Origin of the sequence: Paucibacter sediminis (assembly GCF_030254645.1) — a bacterium.
Lineage (GTDB): Bacteria > Pseudomonadota > Gammaproteobacteria > Burkholderiales > Burkholderiaceae_C > Paucibacter_B > Paucibacter_B sediminis.
In genome coordinates this window covers 3504640-3518817 of record NZ_CP116346.1, presented here as the reverse complement: position 1 = coordinate 3518817, position 14178 = coordinate 3504640, and the positions used below count along the sequence as shown (strand labels likewise).

The 14178-nt window shown below is 64.4% G+C and carries 6 protein-coding genes; 3 read left to right on the top strand and 3 right to left on the bottom strand.

The window, feature by feature from the left end:
• Positions 1–73: 73 nt before the first annotated feature.
• From PFX98_RS16330 to PFX98_RS16320, 3 genes are all read right to left on the bottom strand, one after another.
• Positions 74–3178, bottom strand: a complete 3105-nt coding sequence (locus PFX98_RS16330) for a S8 family serine peptidase (protein WP_285231542.1) — start codon at positions 3176–3178, stop codon at positions 74–76.
• Positions 3175–3903, bottom strand: a complete 729-nt coding sequence (locus tag PFX98_RS16325) for a PEP-CTERM sorting domain-containing protein (RefSeq protein ID WP_285231541.1) — start codon at positions 3901–3903, stop codon at positions 3175–3177. Before PFX98_RS16325 ends, PFX98_RS16330 begins: the two co-directional genes overlap by 4 nt.
• A gap of 328 nt (positions 3904–4231) precedes the next feature.
• The gene (locus PFX98_RS16320; protein WP_285231539.1) at positions 4232–7615 is read right to left on the bottom strand and encodes a ligand-binding sensor domain-containing diguanylate cyclase; all 3384 of its coding nucleotides are present in this window, start codon (positions 7613–7615) and stop codon (positions 4232–4234) included.
• 282 nt (positions 7616–7897) lie between these two features.
• Between PFX98_RS16320 and PFX98_RS16315 the strand changes: the two genes are divergently transcribed.
• The 3 genes from PFX98_RS16315 (at position 7898) to PFX98_RS16305 (ending at position 14177) form a co-directional block, all read left to right on the top strand.
• Entirely contained in the window at positions 7898–8977 is a 1080-nt protein-coding gene (locus PFX98_RS16315; protein WP_285231538.1) for a tyrosine-type recombinase/integrase, read from the top strand.
• 375 nt (positions 8978–9352) lie between these two features.
• Positions 9353–10120 (top strand): hypothetical protein, encoded by a 768-nt coding sequence (locus tag PFX98_RS16310; RefSeq protein WP_285231537.1) that lies wholly within the window; start codon positions 9353–9355, stop codon positions 10118–10120.
• Between the two features lie 1216 nt (positions 10121–11336).
• Positions 11337–14177: a PriCT-2 domain-containing protein gene (locus PFX98_RS16305; RefSeq protein ID WP_285231535.1), complete on the top strand. Its 2841-nt coding sequence runs from the start codon at positions 11337–11339 to the stop codon at positions 14175–14177.
• The last annotated feature ends 1 nt before the right edge of the window (position 14178 follow it).

Sequence of the window (14178 nt, the reverse complement as noted above, 5' to 3'; positions counted from 1 at the left end):
GAGTTCGCTCAGTGCCGAGCAAGAAAAAGCCACCGCGGCGGCGCCGCGGTGGCTTGTCAGGGACGGCTGCGGATCAGGGCGTGACCAGCACGATGTCGGACTCCCGCCCGGTCTTGGCACTCGTGTGCAGCAGCAGGAAGCCGGTCTGCGAGGGCGAAGCCACGCCGCCACCGGCCGGGCTGCTGATGCCGATATTGCCGCTGCCGCCAATCGGTGTCACCACGCCGGAAGACGCCGCGGCATAGCGTGGCGTATCCAGGGTGTGGACCATATTGGTGACCGCGTCGGTCAGATCGCCGGTGAAGTAGTTGTCGAAGGCGAGCACCGAGAACCTGAACTTTTGCGACGCGCTGGTGATGCCGATGTCGGAAGCCAGCACGGTCGCCACCAGGTTCGGCGAGTTCAGGTCCGCGCTCGCAAAGAAGCGCGTGACCGCCGCATTGGTTCTCAGGTTGACCACCGTGATGACGGTCTGCCCCGTCACACCAAACCCCCCGTTCTCGCTGTTGTAGATCACATAGTCATCCACGCCGTCGTTGTTGGCATCCACATAGATGTCGAACTCGGCCGGATAGGCCGGATGGGCGCGCGAGCCAAAGCCTGCCATGGCAAATTGCACCGCCAAGCTGCCGCCGGAGCTGGCCGGCCTCACCCCCACGGCCTTGAGGTCCACCAGCACCTGCCCGCCACCATAGGGCGGCAGCACGGTGCTGCTCTGGGCGCTGGTGCCGGTGAGCGCGAACACGTCAGTCTGCCCAGCGATGGCACCGGCCGCGTTGGTCAGCGTCATGACGCCGCTGCCGGTGCCGCCCAGATTCACGCTGGTGGTGGCGCTCACCCCCGCGCTCTTGCGCGGCAGTACATGCCAGGGCACGGCGGCGGTCTCCGAGCCATCGGACACGGTGATGTAACCGTCGAACTCGGCGAGCTGCAGCAAGGCACCCGTACCCTGACTGGAGGCCGCACCCAGGGGCCAGGCCGGCAGCTTGGACGCGTCGATGCTGAGACTCAGGCCAAAGGCCGCCGTGCCGTTCGCGGGCACCGTGATGCTGGCCGGCGCGCTCAGGGTTACCGCGCCGCTGGCCGCATCGTTGGCATAGCGGAAGGAGCGTGTGATCTGATAGGTGCGGGGCGACGGACTGTAGTTGCGCACCGCCACCTTCTTGCTCAGCGTGCTGATGCCGGTGGCATTCACCGCGCCGAACGAGAGGCCGACGCTGTAGGGGTTGCTGGCATCCCAGATCCCGGTGTTCAGCGCGGCCGCCGCATCCACGCGCAGCTCGCCCGCACCGATACGCGACACCGGCGCCAACTCACCCGGCACGGTGGCCGGATTGGTATAGACCGCCTGGTTCGCCGCATTCATCAGGCGCGCCTTGATCTCCGCCGGGCTGGCACTGGGGAACTTCTGCAGCAGCAGGGCGGCCGAGCCGGCGATCATCGGCGTGGCACCCGAGGTGCCGCCAAAACCACCCTCGTCGGCACCCGTGCCATTGAGCGCAGACACCGAGGCGCCCGGCGCGCCGATCTCGGGCTTGACGAGCGAGAAGTTGTAGGTGGGGCCGCGCGCCGAGGTACTGGCCATGCTGCCCACCAGGGGTATCGATACCGCCGGGCTGACGCTGACCAGCACCGCCGAGCTAAGCAGAGCTGTCTTCAGCGTATTGCCGATGCTCTGCGTCACCACCAGCGTCTCCACCAGGGGCGAGCCGCCGCCGAAGCTGAAGCTGGGTGCATCGCCCGCCGCATTGTTGGCAATCAGCACGCCGATCGCACCCTTGGCGGCCGCGTTCGCAACCTTGATGCTCACCGCGCAGGTGCCGCGGTCGATCAAGGCCACCATGCCGGTGAAGTCGATGGTGTCCGCCGCCGCGCAAGCCAGCGACGCAGCCGTTCCGGAAGCACCGGCGCGACGCACCGCACCCGAGAAGCCGCTCACGATCGGCGCCCAGTCCACTGTCGCGGTATTGCCGTAGGTACCGGCAATGGCAGGCGGCGAGTTCACCACCAGCGGAATGGCCTTGGCCGTGGGCATGGATGTCTGGGCCACGCTGATGGCCTCGGGCGCATTGGACGGCGAACTGACGATGTAGGGGCGGTCGCCGGCATTGCCCGCCGCCACCGCGGCCACGATGCCGAAGCGCACCACATTGGAAACCGCCTCCGTGGAGGGATTTTCGCGCTGGCCGTAATTGGCACCGAGCGAGAGATTCACCACATCGGCGGCATCGGTGAAGCTGAGGTCGCCGCGCGGGTCCATAGCCCAGTCCAGGCCCTGCAGGATGGCAATACCGCTGCAGCTGGTGGCGACGCTGCTGCACACCTTGACGGCATAGAGCTTGGCGCCCGGCGCCACGCCCTTGTGCAGGCCGTCTTGGCTAGCGCCAGCGGCGATATCGGCCACGTGGGTACCATGGCCCGAACCCGAGCCGGCATCGATCGGATTGGGGTCGGGCGCCAACGCGCCACTAGGCCAGGCCTCGCCCACGAAGTCATAGCCACCGATCACCTTGGCCGAGGGGAACAGCGCGGCCGGCGCCACTCCGGCCGCGGCCGTTGCCGCCGCCGAGAAGTCAGCCAACTGCCCGGAACCGCCCAGATTCCGATGCGTGTAGTCGATGCCGGAATCCAGCACCGCGATCTTCACGCCGCTGCCGGTGAGGCCGAGGTTGTGCAGCGCCGTGGCACCCACATAGGGCACCGTGGTCGCGAGCGAAATCTGGTGATCCACCACCGGCCGCACCGCCGTCACGCCGGCCAGCTTGGCCACCTGCGGCAGCTTGGATGCATCCACCGAGATCACCAGGGCGTTGTAGGCCTTGCTGACGCGCGCCAGCTCGCGCCCGCCCATGCCTTGCACCTGGGCCGCCAGGCTGTCCTGCTTGCTCTTGATCGCAGCCATATAGGCCTGCCGCTGCGCCAGCGTCATGCTGGAACCCAGGCGCTTGGCGTTCGTGCCCACAGCCAAGGCCAGCGGCGGATCGCTGAGACGCAGCGCCACTTGCACCGCCCCGCTCTGCTGCGCCAGCTTGGGGCCCTGATCGGCCGCCAGCACCGGGCTGGGCAGCGCCAAGGCATCGACGGACAGGGGCTGCTGCGCCTGTGCGCTCAACTGCACAGTCAGCAGGGCCGCCAGCGAGAGCAGCAGGCGGACGGAATGATGATGACGCGCGTTCATGACTGCAACTCCTTCAGCTGGCGCGGCTGGCGCCGTCTCGTCGCGTACACGCCCAGGCCTGCCAGCAACACCAGGGCCAGGCTGGCAGGTTCGGGGATGGCGGCATTGGTCGCGCCGGTCAGGAAGATGTCATAGCTATAGGCCGATTCGGTGCCGGCGGCAAAGCCGGGCATCCAGCCGTTCAGGGCACCACTGCCGGGGTCGGCGGTCAGCAGGTCGGTGAAGGCCCCGGGCAGGAAGACCGACTGGTTGGCGCCGTCCGCCGCGCTGAAGCCGCCAAAGGCGATGGCCAGGTAGTACACCCCCGCCGCCAGCAGATTGTTGGGGTCGCCGGCGGGCAGCAAGGAGGTCAGTCCCACGCCATCGTCGTCGTTGGAGTAGACGCCCATGCCCGCGGCATCGAACAGGAACAGCTGGGTATCGAAGGCCGAGCTCAGCGTGGTCCAGGCACTGAACGTGCCCGGGCTGTCAATGCGTATCTGGTAGAGATCGACCTGGTAGATCGTGTCGCCATTCACCGCGGTGCTGGAGCTCAGCATGCCGTGGATTTGCGAAAGGCTGTTGTGGCTGCTGTCGAAGGTGACTTGCGCGGTGGCCAAGCCATCGCCCGCGCCGGTCAATCCCGTCTCGTTCCAGATATAGCCCGCCATCGCGGGGGCGGGACAAGCAAGGGCAGCACAGAGAGCGGCCAGCGCGGCCAGGCGTTTTGGATACTTGGTCATCATCGCGCAAACTCCAGTGGCGCTCCCAACGAGGGAACTTGGTTTGAATGGCGCGATGCGATGACGCAGCAGCAACGACGATAACGGACGAGAACTCTGGGCAGTCGCTACAACCGATCAAGCACCACACCTCCGTGACGCCTGACTATGAGCATGACTTCCTTCACGCGCTAGGGCCGGGAGCCCCGCGTTCACGGGGGGCGTGCCAAGGCGGCACAAGCCTGGGCACGGCAGCACCGCTGGGCTTGCTCATAGGAGAAAGAAGAAGGGATTGGCTGTGCTGCCCGGCGCCGGTCGGCCACACCCTAGGGTAAGTACCGAAGCCTCCGCATCAGGCGGGCAGCGCCGCCTCGCGCCATTCCGCCGGCGGGCGCCGCAGCGCCGCCAGCACCAGGGCTTCATCGCGGCAGCTGTAGACCTGCAGCTCACCCTGGCGCACGCAGGCCTGCAGATCGGTCTGCGCACGCACCATCAAGGCATCGGCGCTGCCGCGCTCCTGCAGGCCCCTGCCCGCGACCAGGCCGACCCAGGCATTGCGCCCGGAACGCTTGGCGGTCAGCAGGGCCAGATCGGCCAGCCGCACCACGTCCTGCCAGCCCAGCGCGCGCGGGTCGGCGTCCACAAAGGGCAGGCAGGCAAAGCCGATCGAGCAGGTGATGGCCAGCCGGCGGCCATCGTCCAGCACAAAGGGGCTTTCCACCACCACGCTGCGCAGGCGCTCGGCCAGCTCCTGCACGCGCAGGCGGTTGGTGTCGCGCGCCACCGCCAGGAATTCCTCGCCACCCCAGCGCACCAGATGATCCGACTCGCGCAGCACCGTGCGCAGGCGCCGTCCGAACTGCACCAGCACCGCATCGCCGGCGGCGTGGCCGTACTCGTCGTTGACCTGCTTGAAGTGATCGATGTCGATCAGGAAGAACAGGCTGTCGGTATCCACCGGCTGCGGCACCGCGGTCAGCGCCGCCTCGCGCGCGCGCCGCTGGCTGGCGGCGATTTCGGCCTCGATATGCTCGGCCAGGAAGCGCCGGTTGTGCAGGCCGGTGAGCGGGTCGCTGATGCTGGCCAGCTCCAGCACGCGCGATTTCTCCTCCAGCGCGCGCGAGACCTGCTCCAGCGCGGCCGTGCGCTCGCTCACCTTGAGCTCGAGCTCGCGCTGGCGCCTGCGCAGCCAGCGCGTACGCAGCTGCACCACCGCCACCACGGTCAGCAGCAGGAGCAGCAGCACCAGCAGCTTGAACCAGAGCGTCTGATGCCAGGCCGGCAGCACGCGGATCGGCAGGCTCAGCACCGCCTCGCTCCAGGCGCCGTCGCGGTTGGAGCCGCGCAGCTGCAGCTGGTACTGGCCGGGTGGCAGGTTGGTGTAGCTGGCCAGGCGGCGGGTGGCGTCGCTGGCGATCCAGTCGCGGTCGAAGCCCAGCAGGCGATGGGCATAGCGGTTGCGATCCGGCGCCGAGTAATCGAGCGCCGCATACTCCACCGCAAAGCTGTTCGCGTCCGGCTGTATCTCCAAGCTGGACAACTCGGCCTGCTGCGCCGGCCCGATGCCGCGCAGCAGGCTGCCCGCCACCAGCTGCCGCCCGCCCGCATGCAGCTCGCTGATCACCAGCGGCGGCCGGTAGCTCCAGGGCTGCACATGCGCGGGCCGCACGATGGTCATGCCGCCGGCGCCGCCGAACAGCAACTCGCCCTCGCCGCTGCGCGCCGCCGAGCCGGTCCAGTAGGTCTGGAATTCCACGCCCTCGGCGCGCCGCAGGGCCCGCACCTCCAGGGTCTTGGGATGGATGCGCGCCAGGCCGTTGTCGGTGCTGACCCACAACTGGCCCTGGCCATCCTCCAGCAGGGCGTTGACGGTCTCGTCCGGCAAGCCCTCGGCCAGCCCGATGCGACGCTGTTGCCCATCCGGCTCCAGCAACTTGATGCCACCGCCATAGGTGCCGACCCAGAGCCGTTGCTGGCGGTCGGTATAGAGCGCGGTGATGAAGCCGGCACTGGGCTGCGCCCCCGTGTTGCCAACGTCCAGCGGCACGGGGCGGACCACGCCGGTCCCGGGCTCGAGGTGGTTCAGGCCATTGCGCGTGCCGATCCAGATGCCGCCGGCGGCCGCCCGCGCCAGCACGACGATGCGCTCGTCGCTGAGGCGCTGGCCGCGCCCGCGCAGTTCCAGGCGGGCCTGGCCGCTGCGCAGGTCGAGCGACCACAGACCGTCGCTCTGCCCGCCGATCCAGAGCTTGCCGCCCTCGGCCAACAGGGTCCAGGTGGACGCGGCCGGATCGCGGCCGGGCCATTGCACCCGGCTGATGCGGCTGCCGTCGGCGGCAGCGCGGTAAAGCCCGCGCTTGGTGGCGATATAGACCTGTCCATCGCCGCCCAGCTCCAGGGCCAGCACGATGTCCGCCGGCAGCGCCCGTTCCGGCCGCCGCGCATCCGGCCGCAAGGCCGCGACCAAGGCGCCGCTGCTGTCGATGATCTCGACGCCGCGCTTGTGCGTGCCCAGCCAGAAGCGGTCCGGGCCGACCGGCAATATCCAGCTGACCTCGTTGCTGGCGGCCTGCTCACCGGCATCGCAGCGCAGCTGCGGCGCGCAGGGCGGCGCACCGTACATGGTGAGCACGGCCGCCTGGCCGGGATCGTGGCGGCTCAGGCCGCGGTTGCTGGCCACCCAGACCAGCCCCGAGCGGTCGCGGTGAAAACCGCGCACCGCGTTGTCGGCCAGGCTCACCGGCAGGCTGGGCAGGTGGCGGATATGACGCGTCTGCGCGGTGGCCAGGTCCACCACCTGAATGCCCCGCGTCAGCGTGCCCAGCCAGATCTCGCCCGGCCGGGCTTCGATGATGCCCGTCACCGGCTCGCTGCCGAGCGCGGCCGCCTGGGGCTGCGCAGCACTGCTGCGCACCGGCACTGCCGCGGCGTCGGCGCGCGCCATCTTGAAGGCGCCATGCTGGGCCGTGCCTATCCAGACCTGGCCCAGGCTGTCTTCGTACAGACTGAGGGTGCGCGGCTGCGGCCCGCCGCTGGGCAGGGGCACGGCGGCAAAGCGCGGCGCACGCACCTCGCGCCTGAACAGCCCCTCTTCGGTACCGACCCACAGACTGCCATCGCGGCTGCGCAGCAGACTCAGCACCTGCAAGCCGGACAGGCCGGCCGCTTCGCCGGACTGGCGCTGCACCGCCGAGCTGGCGGCGTCCACATGGTCCAGGCCCGCATTGGTGCCCACCCAGAGCCCGCCGTCGCCATCGTCGATGATGCTGTTGACGCTCACATGGCTGAGCCCGGCCTGGCCCACCGGGAGGGTGGTGAAACTGTTGCTGGCACGCTCGTAGCGCACCAGGCCCGCACCGCTGGTGCCGATCCAGAGCCGGCCGGCCGCATCGGCATGCAAGGTCTGGATGAAATTGTCGGGCAGCGCCGTGGGCTGCTTGGGATCGGCCTTGTAGACGCGGAAGCGGTAGCCGTCCCAGCGCGCCAGCCCGGCCAGGGTGCCCACCCACAGAAAACCATCGCCGTCCTGGGCCACCGAGGTCGCGATCTCGTTGGGCAGGCCCTGCTCCTGGCGCAGATGCTGGAAGCTGGTCTGCACCAGCGCCGACCAGCGCGCCGGCGCCGCCCCGGCGGGCGCGGCCAGGCAGGGCAGCACCGCGAACAAGAGGCTCAGCACCCAGGGCAGAAGTCCGTGGCCGTAGGGGATGTGCGGTGGCGGATGGTGCGGCTGAGTCACGCCCGCATTGTGTACGAGGCCTGGCGCGCCCAATATCGGCGCAAGCCCGCAGAAGTCGGCCACCTCAGCGCAAAGCAAAAAGCCCGGCAACTTTGTGAGTTACCGGGCTTCCGTGTACTAGGGTGTACCTACCAAATTTGGTAGGCGCGATTGGATTCGAACCAACGACCCCCACCATGTCAAGGTGGTGTAGTGACCCGCTAAGCCATTGCCTCCATTGCTTTTTTTGGCAACGCGGCAGCTCTGTGACCACCAGTGTTCCAACAATCGGAGCACACAGATATGGCAAGCATCAGCCTCAGGAACGGAAAGTACCTGGTTCGAGTTCGGCGGGAAGGCTTCAAAGCGACAGCGAAGAGCTTTACTCGCAAGCAAGACGCCTGCACGTGGGGCCGCATGGTCGAAGCGGCAATGGAATCAGGTAGGTGGCGAGATCCCGCCCAGAGCATCCCCACCCTCGCTGCCGCGATCAAGCTCTATAGGCTTGAAGTCGCGTCACGGCTCAAAGGTGAGACGACCTATGCCTATTGGCTCGACGAGCTCGCGGCAGGAACTCTCGGACGCCTGACGGTTGAGCAGATAGCGCCGCGTGACCTGTCAGCCTGGCGCGACCAGCTACTGGCAAAGGGGTTGAAACCTGGCACCGTCACTAGAAAGCTTGGCCTGCTCTCAGGCATCCTCAGTTGGTGTCAGAAGGATCGTGGTTGGCTGACCTCCAATGCCATGCGCAACATCAGCCGGTTGAAGTTCAATGACGCGCGAGACCGCATCGTCGACGCAGCCGAATATCAATACTTGGTCACGGCCGCACGAACCGGCCGCGCCAAATGGATGGCCGACGCACTGGATGTACTTGAACACAGTGCCATGCGACGCGGCGAGCTGTGGGGGCTCAAGCCCGCCGACGTCAATTTCCACCAATCCGTGGCTCGGCTTCGAGACTCCAAGAACGGACATGCGCGGGATGTGCCACTGTGTCCTACCTCGGCTTCAGCTTTGCAGCGGCTTTGCGACGCTGCAAGGCTACGATCCCAGGTTGGTCGATCCTCGTACCTCATCCCGGTTGCCGATCCTGGCGCCATCAGCTTGGCATTCAGACGCCTGGTCGCCCGAGCTCGCCTGCTCTACGGCAAGGACTGCCATCGAGCAGGCGTGCCAGTCGACGCCGCGTTTCTGAGCAACCTTCGCCTGCACGATCTCAGGCACAGCGCGGTTACCCGGTGGGCTAGAACCGGGAAGCTGACGATGCTCGAACTTGCCGCGGTATCAGGCCATAAAGGCCTGGTCAGCCTGAAGCGCTATTCGCACCTGGCCTCCGAGCAGGTCGCAGCAAAACTCGCCAGTGTTTCCGCCGCCGACTGAGGCTGACACCGACATGATCTGGTGAAGACTTGGGGTATTCTTACCTCCATGGTCCAGCCACGCGACTCCCGCTGCGCTTTTCATGAGCCGTCCGCCTCGATCCGAGTGGGACGGTGCTGGGCCCTGCCTAACTCCTACGCAATGTGCGTTGAAGTACCTGCGTTGGCATCTGCTGGCAGCTTTGCCTGCGGAGTCTCGCCCCTCCCTTCCCTATTCAGCCCTACGACGCACCTACTAGTAACGCTTTGACGTTGCTGGCCTGCGCTGCGTAGCTCGTTCAACAGACGGGCTGGGCCGCTGCATTCCAGGACTACGAGCTACAGGTAGTCGGGAAGTCAGCCCGTCTAGTAAGCAATTGACTGCTGGAGAGTTCTAGTGACCTTCAGCATTGCTTCGCCATTCACCACGCCCATCAACACCAAGTTTTGCAAGGTAATCGTGACCACTTCTAACCTCCGAGACGAATACATCGCACTGACCAGCCTGTTCTCCGAACTCAGCTTCGCAGAGCTTGCTGACCTCATCGACACAGTCCCGATGCGGCACTTTGACGCCTTCGGGCGCTTTAAGCAGTCAACTACTGACCAGGTCAATGCGGTCCGCACCTGGCTGGCCAAGTTTGCAGCCTGGTACATGCATGCTGACGATTACGAGCTGGGCAACCTCGATTCAGAATTGGAAGGCGCTGATTCAATTTCGAATTGCAATGGTTTCGTGCTCTCTGAACTTGTGAGGGGTAGCCCACTTATCCGGTCAGCCTACGACGACGAGGACAGCAGCCTGGGAGCCACCCTAAGAGCTATACGTGCCTATGCTGATGCAGTGATGCAGGCCCCTGCTCAGTTGGCCGACTTGCCCAGTCATCTTGCTCGTCGTGCCAAGGCGCTGGAGGGCTGTTCTGAGCGAGATCACGCCATCGGTATGCATATCCTGCGCCTGATCGCCGCTCATGACCGCGGCGAAGCCAATTGCGTGCCGAACTTGGAGCGAGCAACCCTCGCCAAACGCGTTGTCGGTGACATCGAGCAAGCACGCCTAGCCATGGCGGACGGCCAGCGCATTCGCAGCAAAAAGGGGGGCGGCGCGCTCTCACACAGGACCATCACTCGCGACGTCATCACGAAGTTCAAGCTCTTGGGGTAGCCATTGACCGAGGGGAACTGCCGTCCTAGCGCGGGGAGAACAGGGAAATAGCAGGGTCCGGATCGACTCGGTCAAAAAAGCCAATGACGACAATGGCTTACAGGCCGGCACATAAAGTCCTAATGCCTATTGCCTACCCTGTTTCCCTCACTCAAATTTCAAGGATTGCAACACCCTGACACTGCACCGCAGTGCACTCACATGGATAGCCTTCAGCTCAGCACTCATAGCGTCGCCAATCATTGGCACGCCATTCATGCCGATGCGCTGATTGACTGGGAAGTCGACAGCATTGCAATCTTCGGCAGACAAAGTGGGAGCCCATGCGCCAGCAGGTTCGGTCGAGAGCGACCCGAATGCCTACCCAGACATCAGCGCCCGCGTGAACGCGCGAAGGACTGGAAGCATCCCAAAACCCGACTTGCCCGCGATGCGGACTAGTTAGCTCCCCAGTGTCGCTGGTGCTTGCCGGCCAGCGTACTGCTTTCGTCAGCCCAGCTTCATGGCCCACAAATGCCTGGAGTCCGGCTTGCCCATCTCAAACGCTGCAACAAGCAGCACACAAGGAAAGGAACAACATGCCCACAGTGCCTGATACCCAAAGCACTCTCACTACGCGTTTGCAGCAACAGCTATCAACCGCCTCGACCCCGAATATTTCGACCCTCACGGTCAGTGAGCTCGGAGGGATCTATGAACTCATCAAATCAGCCAGCAGCCCCTGCGACGGTGTTCGCCTAGAAGGCCTCTCAGGAAAGTTGGCCGATGCCGCAAGGCAGCACGCTCAATTGCAGCGCGAACTCGACAGCATGCTCACGGAAAGAGTGCTGCAGCGACGAGTCACGCTCCGAGCCTGCGACGTCGACGCCGCCCTATCGCAACTGAAGTGCGATGACTTTCTAGATCATGCCGCGCTGGCGCATCGCTATGGCTTGCAGCCGAGATACATGCACGCCAGGCATCTGCGCCGAACATTCTGGCCCGAGGTTTGGGCAACCGCACTTTCTCTGATCCGTAGAGCTGGGAGCCGGCCTCGCGATCTTTGGCCCGCTCACTTCGATGGCCTGGGACGCCTGCGAGGTACGCAGATAGACCAGGCTGCCGCGCGCAGAGCTATGCACTGAACGAGTGCGCTGCCGAGGAGGCCCGCTCATCCTGCAGAGGCACTAGTGCTCATTTGACGTGCCCCACACATCCCATTTATGGAAGGAATGAATTGATCGATACACCCGAACACCATGAGGCAACGACCCTGCGTGGAGATGACGACGAAACCCAGATCGTCGGCATTAGCAATTTTTCAGACCTGCAAGCCAAGTCACTGAAGTTTGAGCAGCTGACCTGGCGTGAGCTGGTCGAACGGGTTGCCAGCCCCCGCTCGTATCCAAGCAAAGCGGCGTGCCCCCTGATCAAGCTCGCCAAGTTCGGCGAGTTGCGGACTGAGAAGGGAAGCTTGCGCCACGACAAGAACTTGCAATTGATCTACGGGCTGGAAGGCGACTACGACGCTGGAATCGTGCCGATTGACGAAGCAGCCGAACGCCTTAGGCGCGCGCGCGTTGAAGCCGTGATCTACACGTCAGCGAGCCATACAGAACAACATCCGCGCTGGCGTGTCCTGGCGCCGTTGAGCAGACCGTGCGACAAGCAAGGGCGGCGTGCACAAATGGACCGCCTAAATGCGGCACTGGGCGGTTGCCTAGCTTCGGAAAGCAACACTGCAAGCCAGTGCTATTACTTCGGTCGCGTCGATGGCGTCAAATACGAGCACCGGCACTGCTCCGGCTTGCCTATTGACCAGGTCGAGCTGGGCACGCCAGTAATTCGTGATGCTGGATCTCCCCGCTGCGAAGCGCCGCCGCCCGTTGACGGGGATGCCAGGGACTTCGAGCGTCAGGTACAGCTCAGCGACGTTGACCAATTGACATTCGAACACTTGGCGAGCGCCCTGAAAGCAATTCCGGCTGACGACCGCCAGGTGTGGGTCCGGATTGGGCACGCACTGTCATTCTTTAAAGGTACTGAATTTGAAGCGCAGGCTGAGCGTCTATGGATTGGCTGGAGTGCGACCTCAAATAAGTTCGATGCGCAGCGCGACCCGGCAGCCTGGAGCACATTCACCACTGACCGCACTGGGTTTGCAGCAGTGTTCAAAGTCGCGCAGGAACATGGATGGGCGAACCCCTTGGCATCGAAGTGCACGCTGTCATTGCCCGACGCCGTTACACGGTGCAGGGCGCTACATCCGGACGAGCTGAGGAATTGCTGGGCGGACATTGCCTTGGGCCTGGAACCATCCCTGGTTCATAGCCTGCTCGAAGAAGTTAGCCATCTGACTCGCACTCCGATCAGCGCGCTCAAGGCGTCGCTAAAGCTTGCAAAGAACGAGATGGCAAAGGCCATTCAAAAGGCGGCCCTCGAATCCAGAGCTGCGGGTCGCCACATCATTCCGTATCGCCCTGAGGATCGAACGGAGCACGCCTATGAGGTTGAGAAGGCCATTTTGGCGAAGGCCGGGCCGGGCAGGTACCTTCAGTTTGGAGGGCAGCTTGCCCGTGTCACGGTACGGCCGTTTGTTGGCACGCGACGTGTCGGCACCGATGCCCCGCCGGACATCCCGCACATCGAGCTTCTTGACGATGTGGGCGCACTGCAGGAGATCGAACGTGTCGCCATGTTTGTTAAACAAGCTAGTGACAGCTGCAACCCCATTGCCGTGCCATCAGATGTAATCGATGTACTGCTTAAGAAGCACATGCATACCGCCCCAGTCGTGTCGGGGCTTGCATCGCATCCCATCGTGATCCCGAGCAACGGTGACATCGTGGCGGCTGATGGTCTGCATGCGGATACCGGCCTTTACCTCCATGGGGCTGCACTTGACCAAGTCCATGCCTTCGGACACGACGAGGCGAAGGCTGCCCTGGTCCGCCTCAAAAAGGTCTTTCTTGAGGGGTTTGAGTTTGCCAGCCCCTTGGACGAAGACATTGCTGTTGCAGGCCTGCTGACTGGCATAGAACGCAAAGTCTGCGACACGGCTCCTGGTTTGGCTATCCTGGCTAGTGTGCAGGCCAGCGGCAAGACCACATTGGCGCGCCGAACGCATTTGGTGCTAACGGGGCATGACATGCCCATCACTAGCTTTCCAGATCGCGACGAGGCTGAACTGCAGAAGCGCTTGCTAACGATGCTAATCCGCGCGCCGGCCCTTGTCTGCTTTGACAACATCGTAGATGGAATGACCTTTAGGTCTGCCCCGTTGGCGGCCGCCATGACGTCGCCGGTGCTGACACAGCGAATACTTGGCGCGTCTAAGGACACATCGTGCCCTACCAATGTGCTGTTTTGCATTACGGGCAACAACTTGTCGTTGGGACCGGACGAGCTGACAAGGTGGCTGGTGTGTCGCCTCCAGCCTGGAGCAATCCGGCCCGAAGCACGCAGCTTCAGACACAGCGACGTGGTGGCACATGCTCTTGAGATTCGGCAAGCAGTGCTGCGCGATGCAATCGGGATCATCGCTGGCTATAGACGCTACGGCGGCGGCATCGCGCCAGCAAGCCGCTTCCCCGTGTGGGACAGCGTCGTCAGGCAACCGCTGATGTGGGCAGGTGGTGAGGACATCGCGCAGTGCTTCTCGGCGAACGCGGAGGGGTCGGAGGAACGGCAGGCGCACGCTGCGCTTGTGGGCTGTTTGCATGCACGGTTCAGGGGTGCAGAGTTCACCGCCGCAGATGTTGCAAAGCTGGTTGACTTCTACGTCTTTGATGAAAGGTGGGATGCCGATAGCCCTCAAGCAGAAGCAGCCACGAGTGGCACGCCAGATGCAGAGCCACAGGGCTTCCTTCACCTGTCAGGCAAGGAAATTTCGAACGCGACGAGATCGGCCTTGCACAGTCTGCAGTCGAAGGACCCCAGCAATCAGAACTCCGTTGGTCGCATACTGCGGAGCCTAATCAACACGCGGACTTCACTGGCACTGCCTACAGGCATTGTCAGCGCGCACATCTCCGACCGGATGCTGCGGGGACAGCGCGTGTATCGCGTTGCGGCGTAAT